Genomic DNA, 19,310 nt, shown 5'->3' on the forward strand with positions numbered 1-19,310 from the left:
CATATTATTTGGAAAAAATAAAACAATAAACTTATTACATCATTTGAACAGGAGTTAAGAAAATGGTCCAATCTTCAAATGAAAAAAACAATAGTCGCCAATATCTCGATGGCCAATTAGATGAAAATATTGCAGTAATAAAAAAAATACTTGGAAATTCTGCAGATCTTATTATCCGAAAAAGCAGAATTGGCCGGTTGAACCATCCTTTTGCTTTAATTTATATAAAAGGGCTTATAAACGAGGATTTATTAAATAAAAATATATTAAAAATTCTTGAATTAAACAGAAAACATATTCACTCGAATTTGTTTGATCATGTCTATGAAGAAATAATTGCCATTGCTGAGATCAACAGATCAAAGGAAATGAAGCAGGTAATTAAAACGCTTTTAGCCGGCGATACAGTTTTCTTACTGGAAGGTGTAAGTGAAGCCGCACTTATCGGAACGAGCGGAATGGAATATCGTGCCCTTGAGGAGCCGCAATCTGAATCCGTTATTCGAGGGTCCAGAGTAGGGTTTATAGAGAATTTTAAAATTAACCTCTCGCTCATTCGCCAGGAAATCAAAGACCCCAATCTTCGAGTCGATATGATGGAAGTTGGCACACATTCCAACCAGAAAATTGCCATTTGTTATATTGATGGGATTGTAAGAGAAGACCTTTTACAGGAAGTTTTGCGTCGCGTTAAAACAATTGATATTGATTTCGCACCGGATTCTGGATTTATTGAACAGTGGATTGAAGATAATCTTCTGTCACCCTTTCCACAAATTTTAGATACAGAAAGACCGGATAGGGTGGCTTTCAATATATTGAGAGGTAAAATAGCCATTATTGTTGAAGGGTCACCCTTTGCTCTCTTAATGCCTATCACTTTCGGGGATTCATTAAAGTCAATAGAAGACTATAACCAACGTTGGTTAATAAGTTCATTACTACGATTATTGCGCTTATTCTCTTTCTACATGACTATATTTTTACCAGCCCTATATGTTGCATTAATTTCATACCATCCAGAATTAATTCCGGCTCAGCTATTATTTACGATAACTGCCGCTAGGGAAGGGATTCCATTTCCGTCCTTAATTGAAGCTTTAATCCTCGTCTTTTTTTATGAAGTATTGCAGGAGGCTGGAACAAGACTCCCCTATAAAATCAGTCAGACAATTGGGATTGTAGGCGGTATAGTTATTGGTCAACTTGCCGTTATGGCGGGGATTGTAACTCCCATCATGGTTATAGTTATTTCTCTAACAGCCATTTGTGCATTCACAATACCCAATTACAGCTTTGCGATTGGCTTGCGAATAGTTCGTCTCGCTACTATATTTGCTGCCGCAATTTTAGGACTATACGGAATTATTTTAGTGTTTATTATGATTTATGTTCATCTTGCCAACTTAAAAAGTATTGGTATTCCATATACACAATCATTTTCTCCAGGCAACTTATGGACCCTTGAAAATATTGTCGTAAGGGCTCCGATTACAGTATTGTCAAAACGCTCATTTCAGCCATTCCTGAAATCGAATAGGAAAAAGAAAGACGGAGGATCAGTGAAGTAATGAAACTTTATAAAAACAATGAATCGATTCAAGATAAAGACATTATGTTTGCTGTTGCTTCGAATACGATTAGTATTACAATTCTATTTTTGCCTCGGTATATAACCGAACATACTGTATCATCGGATGGCTGGATAGCAATTTTATTTGGAGGGTTGATCGCGCTTCTTTTAGGATGGATTTTAGCAAAAATAGCGGTATCCTTCCCAAATGAACCCTTTTTCTCTTTTGCCTCCTATTTAGTATCAAAGCCAGTGGCAGTCATACTATGCTTTATTTTTGTTTTTCAATATATTATTATCTCTTCGTTTCAAATGAGGGAAATGGCTACCTTGTCTCAGGAGTACTTTTTTGATCGTACCCCATTGGAAGTTGTCTGTTTAGCGTTTATCCTTGTCGTTATATATGCAGTATCTGGCTCGAGGGTGGCCATTTTCAAATTAAACATTCTCTTTTTCCCTTTTGTTGTCGGCGGGTTAATTTTATTAATTATTGCTCCGATGTGGGCTATTAAGCTTGAAAATTTACTTCCTGTGTTTCAAACCGATTTTAAAGGACTTCAGTCTGGAACAATATCCAGTTTGAACGCATTTCTAGGATTTGGTATTGTAATATTTTATATTTCTCTTATAAAAAAACCTGAAAAAGCAGCTAAAATGACTGTTTTAGGCATTTTATTTCCATTTACCTTTTATATCATTATTTTTATTATTTGTGTTGGCGTCTTTGGGAATGCAACGGTCAAAAATCTTTATTACCCTGTATTCGAGCTTTCAAAAATAATATCGATTCCAGGAATTTTCTTCGAACGCTTTGATTCGATTTTATTTATCATCTGGACAATTATTGTATTTACAACCTGCTTAATGGCATTTGATATTGCAGTAATGCTCATTAACCAGCTAATTCCTAAATTAGCCAAACAAACGGTTATTTTTATTTTGTCACCCATCATTTTCTTTTTAGCCATGATACCTAAAAACTTTATTCAAATTAATAACATTGCAAAATATATGGCTTATTTAGAGATAATTTATATGGTATTCGTCATATTTCTACTAGGAACTATGCTATTAATAAGAGGTAGGAGAACCCATGATCCCTTATAAAAAACTAATATTTTTAATTTGCTGTCTCCCACTTACAGCCGGTTGCTGGGATAATCTTGAAGTAGAAGATCGTAGTTTTGTAACAGGGATTGCGATAGACCTAGCTAATAATAAACCAGCTCCCTCAGAAGAAAGTGTGGCTGCTAGGGATTCACAAGGTCAACAGAAGCAAAACTCACAGCAGCAAAATAATAAACCTTCATCAGGGCAAGAACGCATAAAACAAAATCAAAATGAATCTTCATTACAAACCGATGAAAGAGTTTTAAATTATGAAAAAGATGAGGATTACGAACAAAATGAAAATAATAAATTCAAATTAACACAACAGCTTTTAAATCCTTCTACCTTTAGCTCACAACAAAACACTAACAATTCAAACGCCACTTCATTTCGTAACCTATCACAAACTGGAGACACCATTATTGAAATGAACCGCGATATGATAAAACAGGCTGGAAGTAGGACAAACGTGACACATTTAAATATTGTCCTCTTTTCGGAAGCCCTTGCAAAAGAAGAGTATTTATTTGCTGATCTGATGGATATTTTCCTTCGAGAAAAGGAAATGTTACGGAGCGTTAAAATCGCCATTACGGAGGAGCAATCAAGCGATTATTTATCAATTCTCCCTGAAAACGAGAAAGTACCAAGTAAATATTTATCCAAAGTTTTGGAAAATAAGTCGACCTTAGATATTGCCCAACCTTTAACTGTGGGAAATGTTCAATCCTATTTGTTAATGAATCGAAGTTTTATTATTCCTTTTATTAGTCAGGTAAATTCAACGACAGTTAATTATGATGGAGTTTCGGTATACAGCGGTATTAAGAATAAAGTTGTTGGTAATTTAATTGGAGATGAAGCAAAAGGAGTAAATTTTATTCAATCCAAAAATCAGACAGGGACGATTAACACAAAACTTGATGATCACGATGTCACCTTCGAAATCTTAAACATCCAAAGTAAAATATCCCTGAAAGATAAGAAAATGCCATTAAAATTCAATATTAAAATCGACGTTGCTAGCGGAGTTGCTGAACAGTATGGCCAACTTGATGTTATGAAGGAAGAAAATTACGAAAAGCTAAAAAATACTTTAGAAAAAGAAATTAAAGAAATAACGGAACATACCATCTCTATTTTACAGAATCAGTTATATACAGACGTTATCGGATTAAACACTTATTTATATGAAAAGCATTATCCGCTTTGGAAATCCATTAAAGAGGAATGGGAAGAGGGTCAGCATTATTTCATGAAGAGTGATATACAAGTTGATGTCAACGCAACTATCGAAAAGCCAGGCAACATTATAAAATCACACTAAAGGTGGAATTTTTTTGTGGAATAGTCTTATGGAACATTTTACTGATATACCTACTATGCTTTGTACCTTCCTGTCATTCTTTATTCCATATACAGTTTCCAAAATATATAACAATTTTTCCCACCATACAAATCCTCCTTGGAAGAACGAAGAAAATTAGCATGCTCGTATCCTTTACAATACGAAAAACCATGAGTAGAATAAAGTTAGTTTTAGAATAATACTTGATTTATTTTTGGTGAAAAAGCACGATCCAGTTTGAGGATATCGATTTCTTTATTTCGCTATAATAAATCAATCTTATTTAAAGGAGCAAAAAAAATGCAAACAATTACAGGAAAAGTGGCATTAATCACCGGAGCAGGGCGTGGAATTGGAAAAGCAACAGCAATCGCTTTTGCTAAAGAAGGAATTCACGTAGGTCTTGTCGGACGTTCACTTGAAAATTTACAGCAAGTGGCAGAGGAACTTAAACAATATGACGTTAAGGTAGCTATTGCTTCGGCAAATGTGGCAGATTTAGACTCTATAACTACAGCAGTTGAGTCAATTCGAAGCGAACTTGGAGCCATCGATATTTTAGTAAATAATGCTGGTATTTCAAAATTCGGCGGTTTCATGGACTTAACACCTGAAGAATGGACAAATATCATCGATGTTAACGTAAAAGGTGTATACTATACAACACGTGCAGTATTACCTGAAATGATTGAGCGCAATACAGGCGATATCATCAATATCTCATCCACAGCTGGTCAAAAAGGGGCACCGGTTACAAGTGCATACTCAGCTTCTAAGGCTGCAGTAATCGGATTAAGTGAGTCATTAATGCTTGAAGTACGTAAGAAAAATATTCGCGTTACAACTTTAACACCAAGTACGGTTGCAACTGACATGGCGGTTGAGCTGAACTTAACAGACGGCAACCCAGAAAAAGTTATGCAAGCAGAAGATTTAGCTGACTTAATGGTTGCACAATTAAAGCTTCATCCACGTGTTGTATTAAAGCATGCTGGACTTTGGTCAACTAACCCATAATAGAACCGTCAAAAATAAGGCGCTATCCAATGTATTTTGGATAGCGCCATTTATTTTTTAACATTTAAAAACGTTCCATCGTAAGGTCCGTATTTACAGAAACTGCAGCTTTATTACCCTTTGCTGCTGAAATCATTAGCGAGGAAGGTCTGTTTCTTTCAGTTTCTCCCGCAATATATATGTTCTTCTCACTTGTTCTGCCAACGCCATCTGTTTTAACTTTTCCGTCTTCATCCAACTCACACCCAAGTTTTTCAGCGAATTGATTCGTGCGATAATAAATTGGTGCCACAAATCCACCTGACCTTAAAATCGTTTCCCCAGTATCAAACTCGATTTTCTGTAAATAACCATCTTCCCCTATTAAATTCTTTATTGGGTCAGATATTATTTTGATATTGCGTCTTTGTAAATCTGCAGTACCTTCTGGAGAGAGTGTTATTCCATTCGTTAAAACAACTAAATCCTCCGACCAATTATATATAACTTTAGTCAGATGGAGTGCATGCTTTTCTTTTTCTGCAATGACAATCAATGGCTTATCTCTTTGCTCCCAGCCATCACAATACGGACAACTAAATAAGCTCTTCCCGTAAAATTCCCTTATCCCTTGAATAGAAAATACTTCTTGAATACCAGTAGCTAATATAATCTTTTCAGTAACATACTCCTGTCCATTGGATGCTTTGACAAAAAATCTCTCATTACCTTTATCCTTAATTATTTCAGTAACGGTTGCATGAGCGAACGAGACAGAAGGATATTTCTCCAGTTCTTTTAAACCCAGTTCTTTAAACTCTTGAGGCTTTATACCATCTCGAGTAATAAATCCATGCGATTCTTGCGTCATTGTATTCCTATTTGTATCATCATCAAACAACATAATTTTTCTTCTAGCTCTACCTAAAATCAAACTTGCACTTAACCCCGAAGGTCCACCGCCTATAACGATGCAATCTAGGACATTCATTTTTTACCTCCCCACTGAGCTGGTTATTATTTTAAACGGGATATTCCCATTAAAGGTCAAATTCATTTATACCCTCTCTTGTTTATTTTGAACCAAAAGCCTTAGAGTATCCATCAGAGGTATTTAAAAATTATTGAAATAAAACAAAAGCAGAATAGAATGAGAATCAATAAAATACTTAAAGGGCTTTCAAATTGTTTTTTTGAACAAAAAGAACGAACCCCCATTAAGGAATCCGTTCTTTATTCATAACTAATTCACCTCTAGGAGTATATATACTCACTATAATTGGAACTAGTCTTATTTAATTTCTTTGAAGGAGGTAATAATATCTTCGGGACTTTGATATTCTCTTAATTCAGCAAGGATTTTAAACGTCAATTCTACAGTTCGATCTGAATTCCCCTTTTCAGCTAGAGTGATTATAAATGTTAAATTATCTGAATCGACTTTCTCGATTGGAATCGTATAATCTGGTTCCCCAGCTTCGTAAGGGAAATCACTTTCCAATATAATGCCTCTAATTTCTAATAAATCACTATTAGTAAAAAATGTTACTCGATCTCCATTACCGAATGGAATTGCCATTGTCGTTTCAAACAGTAATTTATTATCTTTATCTTGACTAATAAAATCCTCTTTATAAAATTGTTCTGAATCAACAGTCACCTTAAAATAGAGTGGATTTTCAATATTATAAAACCACTCATTTGGGTCAGGCGATGGGTCTGGTGTTGGATCTGGATTTGGTGTCGGCTCTGGATCTGGTGTTGGATCTGGGTCTGGATCTGGCTCTGGTGTTGGATCTGGGTTTGGTGTCGGCTCTGGGTCTGGTGTCGGCTCTGGTGTTGGATCTGGGTTTGGTGTCGGCTCTGGATCTGGTGTTGGATTTGGTGTCGGTGTTGGACTTGGTGTCGGTGTTGAATCTGGTGTTGGACTTGGTGTCGGTGTTTTTCTTGCCGCCTCTAAATCAGCTTGCCGTTTCAGCAATTTCTCCTGCTCTTCTTTAGATAAGCTTTCTTTATATTTTTGTAAAGCTTGCGCCTCTCGCTCTTTTTTCAATTCTTCATTCTTTTTCTTTAACTCTTCTTGTTGTCTTTTCAGTTCTTCTAATTCTGATAATTGATTATTACTTTCATTTAATCTTTCTTCCCGTTTATTTTGGTTCAATTCCAAAATTTTATCTGCACTTGAGATTTGAAGGGATGAGGATGGTATATCTCCACCTGTAGAACTGCTCTTACTTATTTCCTCCAATTTAAGTTTATAAGCTTCTTCTGAAATCTTACCTGTTTTATACAATTCGTTTAATAATGCAAAGGCTATTCTATTTATATTTGTTAAAACGTCAGGACTTAAACCTGTCACTGATTGCTGATTTATTTTATCTATCAACATTTTATTTTCTTCATTTATTTTACTTAAATTTGCCACAATTGCTTGAACTATTTCGGATGGTGCATTTTTCAGCATCTCTTCTAAAGTCTGATTAGACATATTCCCTACATTCTCTTCATTTTTCGGATCTAAATAATAAATTTGAGCAGGGTATATATTATTTGTCCCTTGGGATCTATCTTCTGTGGAATTATAATTGACTATCCCTGAAAACATTCCTATAACTGACTGACCTGTATTAGAATCGATACCGACAAAGAAATTTGTTCCCCGTACATTTAAGATTCCCTCAGGAGTTTCTAGTTGGAACACATCTTCATTATTATTAATTGAAGATACATCTACCCACGCTTTGCCTCGCTTTAGTTTCACCTTCGTTACAGTGCTCTCTTTATTTGATACTTTGGACAGCACAATCGTCGAATTGGCTTCTAATATTAACTGATCATCGCTTTCACCATTATTAGAGAATTGAAGAATAGCTGAGGAGTCAGCACCGGTTATGATTTCATCACCTTGATTCAATTTCATATTTTCAAAGGCGATGATTGATTTTTTTCCTCCTGCTTTTTTCACTTCAACTGTCCCCATATACGAGCTGATTTCCGCTCCTCTTGATGTATCAGCAGCATATGTTGTAGTTGGAAGGAAAGCGACTGTTAAAAACATTACAGTTGCGACAAAGCTTATTATTGCTTTATACAAAATTATCACTCCTTCTAATCAAAAGTATAACTTCTAATTACGAGATTTTTTAATGATTCATCCCAAATAACATGTAGCTCTAGGTTTTCTGATATAAAGCTAACCGGAATATAAACTTTATTATTAATTACTTTTGCAGGTACATTTAATTGATAACTTGCTTTCTTACCTAATTCTTCTTTTTGTGCAGTCTTCTTATTTTCATAAATTACAAATGTTGTCTTTTCATTTGAAAGAGTAATTTTCCCGGATTTTTTTTCATAATTAACAGCTAAATCTAATTCTTCTCCAATTGTGTTTAAAGGAATTAGGGGTTCTGATTGAATAAATTCAACAGTTGTCTCAAGCAACTTCCCATTTAACCAAACTTCTGCTTTTTTTGAATACTTTTGTGATAAAAATACATCATAAGTAGCTAATTTCCGAATTTGGTTATTCCCCGCCTCCAGTATTAATAATGAGCCGTCATCTTGCACTAATACATCCACTGGTTCGTTAAATAAAGCCGATTGTAAAAGCCCATCTTTGTTTCCAAATTGTTCAGCAGTACCGGTAATAGTTGAGACAACTCCATCTTTTAATTGCCTAATTGTATGATTTTTTCGATCTGCAATTAGTAATGTTGATTCATCTATTAATGCCATCCCTTCTGGTGAGGAGAATTGCGCTTTTGTAGCGGGACCATCAGTATTTCCTCCCTCTACATAATACTCATTCGTCAGTAGCTCGCCTGAACCTGCTACAGTTGTTACAGTGTTCTTCCTGAAATCAATATAACGTATCCGCTGATTACCACGATCGGCAACATATAAATTGTCTTTATGATCTAGTAGTAATGCACTTGGTTCATTAAACATGGCATCCTGAATAGTACCGTCAGCAAAATCCCCTCCAAAATCAGGCAATCCTTGAGTGTACTCTACAATACGATCAGAAGGCTTAGTAACTGTACTAACAATTCCGCCTTTTGAAATCTTACGTATCACATGATTTAAAGCATCCGCTACATAAATATTCCCTTTTGAATCTATAGCAATATCAAGTGGTGTGTTAAAACGTGCATTTTTTACATTTCCGTCTTCTAATCCAAATACACCATTACCAGCCATTGTTGTTACTTTGCCATCATTACTTATTTTTCTAATTGAATGATTAGCTGAATCCGCAATTAAGATAGACCCGTCATTTGCAATAGCTAATCCAGCAGGTTCGTTAAATGCCGCTTCTAATTTTTTCCCATCAAGAAAGCTACCTTGAAACGCAATATCTCCATCAATCAAAAATGGAGAACCAGCCAATGTTGTTACTTTTTTATCGTTTATCTGGCGAATAACATGATTGTTTGTATCCGCAATTGCTATGCTGCCATTTCGCAATTTTATAAATTTCGAAGGAGTATCGAATCTGGCATCTTTTAAATCTCCATTCTTAAGATCAGCTGTTCCGTTGCCTGACCAGGTCCTCACCTCACTCAATTCATATAGAAAAGAGGCTTGTGCCGAAAAACGGGGTACAGCTAAGGAAAATAATATTACAACACTTAAAAAACTAATAAATAAACTTCGGTTTAATTGCATCTTTTAATCCTTCCTTTATATTAAATTTTTTTAAAACAAATATTATTCATCCCGGAGAATAATCGCCTCCTTTCTAATTACTACTTCTCTGGCATTTTGTTATTTGGAGAATATTCTTAAGAAGTTAAAACTTTTGAAGTTAATGGAAGTCGATACGTGGAAGTTATGTACAGGAAAATAAATATTACCTAAATTTTAGTTTATTATGTAACATTATGAAATAGTAAATTATTATCAAGTATTTAAATCCTCAAAATTCTTTTTAACTGTTTATAGTCTTCCTGCAAACAAAGAATTTGCGCTATTTAGAGGATTATTCGAAAATTTATCGAAGTAATTGTGTTATATCAAGGGGGAGAATTATAGATGAATAAACTAATTGCAAAGCAAATGCCTCATACGTTTGAGCTGCATGGAGACGTTCGGCATGATGAATATTATTGGATGAAGGATAAATCCAATCCAGAAGTAATTGATTATTTAAAGCAGGAAAACATGTATTATGATGAGGTCATGAAACCGTGGGAAGGTTTAACAACCGAGCTTTACGAAGCTATGATTGCACGCATTCCGGTTTCGGAAAGTCAGGTACCCGTTCAAAAAGGACCTTACTTTTATTACTACCGTTCAGAAAAGGAAAAGCAATATCCGATTTTCGCTCGTAAACGTGCTGAAAGTCGGGAGGCATTAGCATTTTCCGAGGAAGAAATTACAATCGATGAAAATGCCCTTGCTAAAGGAGATGACTATTTAAGCATTACTGTTCAGCGTTACACAAAAGATCATCGCTATATTGCCTATTTGGAAAACCGTGACGGCACAGATAGCTATACATTATATGTAAAAGATTTGCACACAGGTAAGTTGTTAGAAGATACAATCCCTAACGTCTATATCTACAGTAGCGTTGAATGGAGTAACTGTGGACAATACATTTTTTATGTAAGACTAAACGAATTACAGCGACCATATCAAGTTTGGCGTCATGAAATAGGAACTAAAAATACGTCTGACGTGCTTTTATTTGAAGAATCCAACGTAACATTTAATTTATTTATTAACAAATCAAAAAGTACACGCTTTATTTTCATTGTTTCACAATCAACGACGACATCAGAAGTACAAATTATTGATGCAGATACCCCCTTATTGCCTCCGCAATTATTTCAGGCACGACGCGAAGGAATTGAATACGATGTAGAGCATTGGGAAGATGAGCTTTTACTATTAACGAATGAAAATGCATTGAACTTCACCCTACTCCGCTGTTCGTTGAATAACTTCAGCCAGCGTACAACTGTTGTACCGTACGATGAAGAGCGATTTATTGAAAATATTTATCCATTTAAACACCATGTTTATGTAACAGGTCGTGAAAATGGTTTAGAGCAAGTTTGGCGTATCGAGGGTGACTCTCTTATTCAGTTAAAATGGGAGGAAGACATCTATTCGGTCTCGTTAGTTCCAGACCAGGACTACGAAGCTTCTGAGGTTTTAGTTCAATACGAATCATTTTTGACGCCAAAAACGACAATTCGTATTGATATCGAATCAGGGGAAAAGGAAGTATTACAAGTGGCACCCGTTACAGGCGAGTACGATCGTAATCATTACGTTCAGCAACAGGTTTGGGCAACAGCAGCTGACGGGATAAGTGTTCCCATACTTCTTCATTATAAAAAGACTGCGCTCGAAAACGGTCCAGCACCGCTTATTTTAAATGCTTACGGCTCATACGGATATAGTAGTGATCCATTTTTCAGTGCTTATCGTCTGCCTGTACTTGATAAAGGGGTAATTATCGCAACCGCGCAAGTGCGTGGTGGTTCAGAACTTGGACGCATTTGGTATTTTGACGGGAAAATGCAGAAGAAGCGCAACAGTTTTACGGACTTTATTGATGCAGCGAATTATTTAATCGATCAAGGTATTACAACAACTGAACTTATTGCAGCTCGCGGCGGGAGTGCTGGTGGTTTGTTAGTCGGTGCTGTAGCTAATATGGCAGGAGATCGTTTTAAAGTCATTGTTCCGGAAGTACCGTTTGTCGATATTGTCACTACCATGCTTGACGATTCAATTCCATTAACGACTTTGGAGTGGGATGAATGGGGTAATCCGCAAAATGAAGATGATTATTACTATATGAAATCTTACAGTCCATACGACAATGTAGAAGCAAAGCCTTACCCACATATGTATATCACGACAGGATTAAATGACCCGCGCGTCGGTTACTGGGAGCCGGCCAAATGGGTAGCCCGTCTCCGTGAATTAAAAACAGATGACAATACCCTTGTTTTAAAAACCAACATGGGTGCTGGTCACTTTGGTGCATCTGGTCGTTTCAACCAGCTACGTGAACTTGCTGAAGGATATTCGTTTATTTTGAGTAAGTTTGGAATTTAGCTTTGAATCCTATTGCAAATCTTATTTGTTATAATTGATTATAATAAAGTAATACATTTTCCTGGGGTGATTAACTTGAATCTTTTCAATACCTTCATTGTCCACATACTCAGCCTGTAATGGTCCATTTTAGTCTTTGGGGGACTTTTACAGGCTGAGCCTTAACCCAAGGAGTTGTTGGTCAATGAAACCACATCAAAAAAATCGTAGTCGAGCCTATTATCGGCATCATCGAAACAGAGTCATTCAACGTAAAACAAAAATTGCAAAACAAATTGGATGGCACTCCCGCTTTACTGGATATTTCGCAAAAGGGAAAATACATTGTTCATGCTGGATGTGTTCCGATAAGACGAAATATGATGGATTTCCTCATTCACAAATCATTCAATTGGAACACTTGAGCAGTCAATTATCGGATTATTATAGTGAAGCTGAAATTTAATTTTGAATTAGAGCAGGGTGGCTAGATCCCCTGCTTTTTTATTATTTAGTCGTCTTTATCTTTAGCATATCTACAAAAAAGGCCCCTCTCATCTTTTTCAGATAAGGTGGACCATCGCTTTATTCAAATCTTCATAACTTATTCAAGCAACATTCTTAATTTCTATTTTTCACAATATTTTTAAAGCCAATATACGTTGCATAAAAGTATCCGCCGTATATTACAAGAAGCACAGAGACAATGACGAACATAGAACTCCCTATTAAGCTCTGGCTGTAAGTTTTGAAAACTTCGTTAACCACACTAATTCCGACGATGGAATGAATAATAGCTAACCCTAAAGGTATCGCAAAATAAATCAGGTTTTGAATTAAAATCGCTTTGTTAATTAATTTTTCTGTAACGCCAATTCTCCGTAAAGATTGATAGCGTTCCAAGCTGTCGCTAGCATCAGATAACTGTTGCAATGCCATAACTGCAGCACTGGATATTAAAAAGATGAGCCCTAAATAAATACCAAGAAAAACAATTGTAGCTGATAAACCATGGGTTCTTGTATATACCATGTCTCTTGTATCCCCACGCACTATATAACTAGTGCCATCTACGGTACTATTATTCCAAAAACTATTAATTAGGTTTGTATATTTTTCCTCTGACTTTTTAGGATCACTACCAAACATTACATTGAAGCCTGTTTTATTTAAAATTAACTCTCCGGAAAAATCATCTGGAACGATAAGATAAAAGAAGGACAGATCAAATGAAGTAGTAAAAATATTTTCTTCAATTGGAGCACCATTTTTAATTTTATAGTCTTTGCCCTCTATGTTGATGATATTTTCATTATCCATAAATTTATTCAACGCCTGATTCATCTGACTATAATTTGATACAACTAAAACTTCATTGTCCTTTAATTCCTTAGGCTTCTGTCCGTTAAGTTGTAAAATTGAATTATAATCCGATAATTTAACAGCGGATAAAGCACCCATCTTTAAGTTCTCCTGAAAATCTAGCTCTTCCTGTTGGGTTAAATAATTGGATAACAAGTTTTCTAAAGTAAGTGTCAATTTATACTCACTAAAAAAAGTATGTTTTTCATCGGCTTCAAACGAGAAGTTAATTCTTTCTAAAAATGTCTCTATGTCATTCACGTTTTCTTCTTGATTTTCTAGATTTGCAATGAGCACCGATGAGGCATCAAAAGAAGTATTTCCTTCCGCCATTTTATCAGTGGTGCTTTTAAAGCTGAACATAGTAAATAAAAGCGTAATCGTTAAAAAAAGCATCAGACATATTACAGACATCGAGACAAAGTTCGTGTTAATTTTGTTATTGATCTGTCTTAAAATAAAGATATTCAAATCTTTCAAATACAGTTTCTTGTTCTTTTGTACAATATGGATCATGAAATTAGAGAGACTGAAAAAGAACAACATTGTTCCAATAACACCCAACAAAAGGGATGCAATCAATAAAAACCCTTCAGAATTCACACCATTTTTGAGAATTAATACATATGCAACACCCAGGACAATCAAAGATACAAAAAAGAAAAATATCGAGACGGATGCATTCTTTAGCTTTACTACTTCATTTTTCTTAGCTGCATTTAGCATATCAATCAATTTGTACTTGGATATGGTCACTTGGTTGAAAATCATGACAAGAAGATAAATTATACCAAAATAAACAACAGATTTAATCACTGCTCCAATTGAAACAATAAATTTATATTTGCTCATCTCTACGGCCAACAGTTGGGCAGTAATTACCGACAAGCCTTGTGAGACAATAATTCCAAGGGCAATTCCGACAGCAAGGGATACGAGACCGATTAATAAAGTTTCAAAAATTAAGATTCTCGAAATCTTACCTTTGGACATTCCCAGGGTCATATATATACCCAATTCCTTTTTTCTCTTTTTAATTAAGAAATTGTTGGCATACGTAATCAATCCACCAAGAATAAAGGAAACAAATATAGATGTTCCAGCCATTAATTTATTAAAGGTTAACATGTATTCCGAAGTACTTTTGCCCATTTCAAGCATAGCAGTCTGCTCTTCAAAAGAATTGAAACTGTAAAATATACAGACGGCAATGGTTAATGTTAGAAAATAGATGGAATAATCCTTTAAGCTTCTTTTTACATTGTTTAAGGCAATTTTATAAAACATTCCCCGCATCACCTCCAAGTAAAGTTACAACTTCAATAATCTTATTGAAGAATTCCTTTCTCGTATCCTCTCCTCGTACTAGTTCATTAAAGATTCGGCCATCTTTTATAAATAGAATCCGGTGAGCATAACTAGCTGTAAAGGCATCGTGGGTAACCATAAGAATCGTAGACTGAAATTCTTTGTTAAGCTTTTCAAATGTATCCAACAGCAGTCTTGCAGATTTAGAATCCAGAGCCCCTGTTGGTTCATCAGCCAAAATGAGTGAAGGCTCTGTAACTAATGCTCTTGCCGATGCTACTCGTTGCTTTTGCCCTCCCGACAATTGAAATGGATAGTTGTTTAATAGCTCAGAAATTTCAAGTTTCTTAGCAACATTTTTAATCAATCGATCAATTTCTCTAGTCCCTCTATTTTGTATTGTAAGTGCTAATGCGATATTTTCGTAGGCAGTCAATGTATCCAGCAAGTTGAAATCCTGAAAGATGAAACCTAACTCATCACGTCTGAAATTTTCCAAAGCTTTTCGCTTAAGAACTGTAATATCCTTATTATTGATATTAATATGGCCTGTTGTGATCGTATCAATAGTAGAAATACAATTTAAAAGGGTCGTCTTACCACTACCTGACGGACCCATAATTCCTACAAACTCCCCCTTATCTACTTGAAAGCTAATATTGTCGATAGCTTTTGTTACATTCCCTTTATGCCCATAATATTTTTCTATTTTATCAACGGTTAATATACTGTTCATTACTTTCCCTCCAAGCTCCTGATTCATAAAGCACTCTATTTTTTCACGTAAAATTCAGCGGTAGTTTCACTAATTTTGCTACCCTTTACAAATATCGTTACCATGTAACGGCCTTCTTTGGCATCGTCGGGAATCGTTAGCTTAGCAGTGAAATATCCTGCATCATTTAAAACTATATTTTCTTCAACATGTAATCTATTTGATGTTTTAACTTGATCTTTATACCATACGACCTTTGCTTCTTTTATCCAAAACCGGTTCACTTCTGCAGAGAAATATACTGTATCTCCAACTGAAAATTCGTTTGTAAAATCTATTGGTTTACCTTTTCCATCGACATTTCCTGAAATAACACCATCTACAATTTTTGGACCATTATAGTAATTATACCCGTTATAAGCCCCTACCAATAAAACAGCAATGATCGCTACTACTGCAATAACCAATTTATTCATTTTAATTTCCTCCTGTTCACTTCTTGTCATTATCATAACAAGGTTACTTAGCGCTACATATCGGTTTATCTTTTAATAAAGTTACATTTTTGCAAGATTGAAAATAAAAAAACGGATGCCTGACTAATAAGTCGGACATCCGTTTTTAAAATGATTCAATGCAGTAAATTTACACTTCCAATTGGAAAGACAATGCTAACCTTTGTTCCTTCACCTGTTTTAGAAGTTAAGGTAAGTCCTAAACCAAGCTGCTCTGAAAGTTTTTTACATAAGTAAAGACCAATCCCAGTAGACTGTCCATACTTTCGGCCATTCTCTCCTGTAAACCCCTTTTCGAACACTTTATTTAAATCCTTATCTATAATACCGATACCATTATCTTCTATGGTAAGTACAATATTATTTTCATTTTTAAATGTACTGATGGTTACTTTTCCATCACGTTCCTTAATATACTTAGTGGCATTTCCGATTAGTTGATTCAATATAAATTCAAGCCACTTTGCATCACTGTACACCGTACCTTCTACCGCTTCCATATCAATGGCAATACCTTTACTAATAAAGTCTCTCGAATTCCTCTTTATCACCTTTCTGGTAAGGTCAGCTAAAGACACCTCTTTGATGATATAATCCTTGCTGACATTATTACTTCTGGAATAAAAAAGAACTTGTTCTATATATTCTTCCACCTTTTTTAATTCTTCTTTAATATTGCGGGTAATGCTATTTTGATTATTTTCTATTATTAACCGGGTCGATGCAATCGGGGTCTTTATCTCATGTACCCATGTTTCTATATATTCTCTATACTCATTTTCCCGGACTCTATATCTCTTTACATGCTCATGCATATCCTTATTTGTCTGTTGCAATATATCATATAAAAGCTTACCTTCCAGGCTTTCAGGCTCATTCATAATTTCAGGAAGCAGAAACTTTTTATCCAAATTATCCATTATGCTGGTTAACTCATTATAAAAAGCTTTCTGTTTCATAAATTCGATTATCATATAAGTAAGGACAGGGAAAAACCAAATGCAGAAAGTCAGTAATATTAGATTCCAGTTGCTATTAACGAGTAACATAATACCGCCTATTATGGCAAATAGAATTAAATTATTAAGTAAAAACAGCATTCTTTCTTTTAAGTAGTTTTTTAAATTCATGGCAGTATATAACCTAATCCGCGTCTAGTTTCTATATTTTCCTTCATCCCTAATCCTTCAAGTTTTTTTCTTAATCTCGTAACGTTAACGGATAGATTATTATCATCCACAAAAATATCCGCATTCCACATAAAATCCATTAAATCATCTCTTGAAACAATTTTCCCTTTATTTTTAATTAAGCAGGAGAGGATTTTAAATTCATTTTTTGTTAATTCTGCTGTCTGGTCGTTATACGTAACCGAGCCATTTAATAAGTTTAACTTCAGGTCGTTATACGTAATGGTATCTTGATTAGTAACTCCATGAACTCTTCTCAATATATTTTCAATTCTCGCAAGAAGGATTTGGGTATTATATGGTTTTGTGATGAAATCATCCGCTCCTAAATTCATACTCATTAGCTCATCCATCTCGTTATCCCTACTCGTCACTACGATTATAGGTACAGCAGATTCCTTTCTTATTTCTCTGCAAATATAATATCCATCTGTAACAGGCAAGTTTATATCTAAAAGGATTAGATTCGGTTCTTCCTTTAACGTATCTTGAAGAATATTTTCGAAGTTAGTTAAAGCCACTACTTCATATCCATGTCTGACTAAGAACGTTTTAAGTTCCTCTCTTATCTTTTCCGTATCTTCTATAATAATAATTTTTGACATCGGTTCACTCCCTTTGTAAATTTAGATACATCATTTTTCAGTTATACAAAAATAAAATTGCAACTAACAAAAATACCGGTATCCCAATCACAAGTGATAATGCTGAGATTGCACTATGCACCCGATCTTTCGATTTGAACATTGTTTTAAATAGTAGATAAATAACAATACCAATTAATCCGCCCATTGTATTTAACAACAAATCATCTATATCACTAACTCCGCGCTTAAAAATGTATTGCAATACTTCAATTCCAAAACTTGCACCAATAACTACCCATAGTGCTTTCCAAAAGTTGAATTGTTTCAAAAAGTTTGCAGCATAGAGACCTAAAGGAATAAACATAAGAACATTCCCCCAGACATTTAATGTAAGTCCTTTGTCTGTAATCATATCAAAAGGAACTAAATTAAGGCTTCTTTTAGCATCCCTTGCAAAAAATACAGTTTCTATTAGTAAATACGCATAGAATAATAATACAATCCAATATGCTATATTTAAGATTTTTTTCATAAGCTGTTCATTCCTCCTAAACTCCTTCATTTATCATAGCCTGTATATCTTAAGATAAAACTATTAAAAATCTTAATATTGTTCCTTCCCTTAAAAAGCATAAAAAGAAGCACAATTTCTGTAATAGAAATTGCGCGGATAAATTTTATTTATAAATCAGAAATCATACCACCATCTACTACAAATTGACTTCCTGTCGAATAGCTGGAATCATCAGATGCAAGGTATACAACTAAATTAGAAACTTCTACTACTTCTGCTCTTCTTCTTAAAGGAATATCTTTTTCAAGTTGCTTAAGATATTCTTCCACATCTGGTTGATCGGCCATAGGTGTTTTAATAATTCCCGGGTGTACAGAGTTTACACGAATGTTATATTGGCCAAGCTCTGCAGCAGCACCTTTCGTCATACCGGTTACTGCATGTTTAGAAGCACTATAAGCAATAGCAGTAGGTGCACTTACTAAACCATCTACAGATGAAATGTTAACAATAGAGCCTATGCCAGCTTGTTTCATAGAAGGAAGTACTTTTTGCATTCCTAAAAATACGCCAAGCTCATCTACTTTAAATGTTAATTCGAAATCTTTTACAGTTAGTTCTTCCAATGTTTTAAAAATCCCAATTCCTGCATTGTTAACTAACACGTTTATAGGACCGAATGTTTCTTCAGTTTTTGCTACAACTTCTACCCAATTTTCTTCACTTGCCACATCTAATTTAAGGGCGATTACATTTTCTCCTATTTCATCCGCTAGTTTTTTTGCGCCGTCAAAGTTAAGGTCAGTAATTGCTACTTTTGCACCTTCCTCCACAAATTTACGAACGTGCATGGCACCCATACCTTGTGCTGCTCCTGTTATTATCGCTACTTTACCATCTAATTTCCCCATATTTTCCTCCAATTTATAATAAAATTTTGATTACTGTCTCACAATATTATTTGTCAATGTACTCTTTTTATCCATATCAAAAAAAAGAAAAATGCTTAGTTCATATCTAAGCATTTTTCATA

The 19,310-nt window shown here is 34.8% G+C and carries 16 protein-coding genes; 6 read left to right on the forward strand and 10 right to left on the reverse strand.

What is annotated here, in order from left to right; all coding sequences use genetic code 11:
- Window positions 1-62 precede the first annotated feature (62 nt).
- From NYE67_RS18000 to NYE67_RS18015, 4 genes are all read left to right on the forward strand, one after another.
- On the forward strand, window positions 63-1,571 hold the full coding sequence (locus NYE67_RS18000; protein ID WP_340726253.1) for a spore germination protein: 1,509 nt from the start codon (window positions 63-65) through the stop codon (window positions 1,569-1,571).
- Window positions 1,571-2,680 carry a GerAB/ArcD/ProY family transporter gene (locus NYE67_RS18005; RefSeq protein ID WP_340730735.1) on the forward strand — a complete coding sequence of 370 codons (1,110 nt, stop codon included), beginning with the start codon at window positions 1,571-1,573 and terminating at the stop codon, window positions 2,678-2,680. The genes NYE67_RS18000 and NYE67_RS18005 overlap by 1 nt, the downstream gene beginning before the upstream one ends.
- Window positions 2,667-4,010, forward strand: coding sequence for a Ger(x)C family spore germination protein (locus NYE67_RS18010; RefSeq protein ID WP_340730736.1), 1,344 nt, complete (start codon window positions 2,667-2,669; stop codon window positions 4,008-4,010). The genes NYE67_RS18005 and NYE67_RS18010 overlap by 14 nt, the downstream gene beginning before the upstream one ends.
- Window positions 4,011-4,331: 321 nt before the next feature.
- Window positions 4,332-5,048 (forward strand): 3-ketoacyl-ACP reductase, encoded by a 717-nt coding sequence (locus tag NYE67_RS18015; protein ID WP_191700947.1) that lies wholly within the window; start codon window positions 4,332-4,334, stop codon window positions 5,046-5,048.
- A gap of 64 nt (window positions 5,049-5,112) precedes the next feature.
- Here the strand turns inward: NYE67_RS18015 and NYE67_RS18020 are convergent, their stop codons facing one another.
- The 3 genes from NYE67_RS18020 to NYE67_RS18030 form a co-directional block, all read right to left on the reverse strand.
- Window positions 5,113-6,018: an NAD(P)/FAD-dependent oxidoreductase gene (locus NYE67_RS18020; RefSeq protein WP_340726256.1), complete on the reverse strand. Its 906-nt coding sequence runs from the start codon at window positions 6,016-6,018 to the stop codon at window positions 5,113-5,115.
- A 300-nt stretch (window positions 6,019-6,318) separates the two neighbouring features.
- Entirely contained in the window at window positions 6,319-8,121 is a 1,803-nt protein-coding gene (locus NYE67_RS18025; protein ID WP_340730737.1) for a FecR family protein, read from the reverse strand.
- Window positions 8,122-8,135: 14 nt separating this feature from the next.
- Entirely contained in the window at window positions 8,136-9,698 is a 1,563-nt protein-coding gene (locus tag NYE67_RS18030; RefSeq protein WP_340730738.1) for a stalk domain-containing protein, read from the reverse strand.
- A gap of 366 nt (window positions 9,699-10,064) precedes the next feature.
- Between NYE67_RS18030 and NYE67_RS18035 the strand changes: the two genes are divergently transcribed.
- Together NYE67_RS18035 and NYE67_RS18040 are read left to right on the forward strand one after the other, a co-directional pair.
- Window positions 10,065-12,107 (forward strand): S9 family peptidase, encoded by a 2,043-nt coding sequence (locus NYE67_RS18035; protein WP_340730739.1) that lies wholly within the window; start codon window positions 10,065-10,067, stop codon window positions 12,105-12,107.
- 184 nt (window positions 12,108-12,291) lie between these two features.
- Complete coding sequence (locus NYE67_RS18040) at window positions 12,292-12,552, forward strand: hypothetical protein (RefSeq protein WP_340726260.1); 261 nt, start codon at window positions 12,292-12,294, stop codon at window positions 12,550-12,552.
- Window positions 12,553-12,707: 155 nt separating this feature from the next.
- Here NYE67_RS18040 and NYE67_RS18045 read toward each other — a convergent pair whose 3' ends face one another.
- The 7 genes from NYE67_RS18045 to NYE67_RS18075 form a co-directional block, all read right to left on the reverse strand.
- Window positions 12,708-14,735 (reverse strand): FtsX-like permease family protein, encoded by a 2,028-nt coding sequence (locus tag NYE67_RS18045; RefSeq protein WP_340730740.1) that lies wholly within the window; start codon window positions 14,733-14,735, stop codon window positions 12,708-12,710.
- The gene (locus NYE67_RS18050; RefSeq protein WP_340726262.1) at window positions 14,725-15,492 is read right to left on the reverse strand and encodes an ABC transporter ATP-binding protein; all 768 of its coding nucleotides are present in this window, start codon (window positions 15,490-15,492) and stop codon (window positions 14,725-14,727) included. Before NYE67_RS18050 ends, NYE67_RS18045 begins: the two co-directional genes overlap by 11 nt.
- 35 nt (window positions 15,493-15,527) lie before the next feature.
- The gene (locus NYE67_RS18055) at window positions 15,528-15,947 is read right to left on the reverse strand and encodes a hypothetical protein (RefSeq protein ID WP_340726263.1); all 420 of its coding nucleotides are present in this window, start codon (window positions 15,945-15,947) and stop codon (window positions 15,528-15,530) included.
- Window positions 15,948-16,102: 155 nt separating this feature from the next.
- On the reverse strand, window positions 16,103-17,116 hold the full coding sequence (locus NYE67_RS18060) for a sensor histidine kinase (protein WP_340730741.1): 1,014 nt from the start codon (window positions 17,114-17,116) through the stop codon (window positions 16,103-16,105).
- Window positions 17,113-17,781, reverse strand: a complete 669-nt coding sequence (locus NYE67_RS18065; RefSeq protein ID WP_340726265.1) for a response regulator transcription factor — start codon at window positions 17,779-17,781, stop codon at window positions 17,113-17,115. The genes NYE67_RS18060 and NYE67_RS18065 overlap by 4 nt, the downstream gene beginning before the upstream one ends.
- A 37-nt stretch (window positions 17,782-17,818) precedes the next feature.
- Window positions 17,819-18,295 (reverse strand): VanZ family protein, encoded by a 477-nt coding sequence (locus NYE67_RS18070; RefSeq protein ID WP_340730742.1) that lies wholly within the window; start codon window positions 18,293-18,295, stop codon window positions 17,819-17,821.
- 149 nt (window positions 18,296-18,444) lie between these two features.
- A complete protein-coding gene (locus NYE67_RS18075) occupies window positions 18,445-19,188 on the reverse strand; it encodes an SDR family NAD(P)-dependent oxidoreductase (RefSeq protein WP_340730743.1) in 744 nt (247 codons plus the stop codon).
- Between the last annotated feature and the right edge of the window lie 122 nt (window positions 19,189-19,310).

This window comes from Solibacillus sp. FSL W8-0474 (assembly GCF_038004065.1).
GTDB lineage: Bacteria > Bacillota > Bacilli > Bacillales_A > Planococcaceae > Solibacillus > Solibacillus faecavium.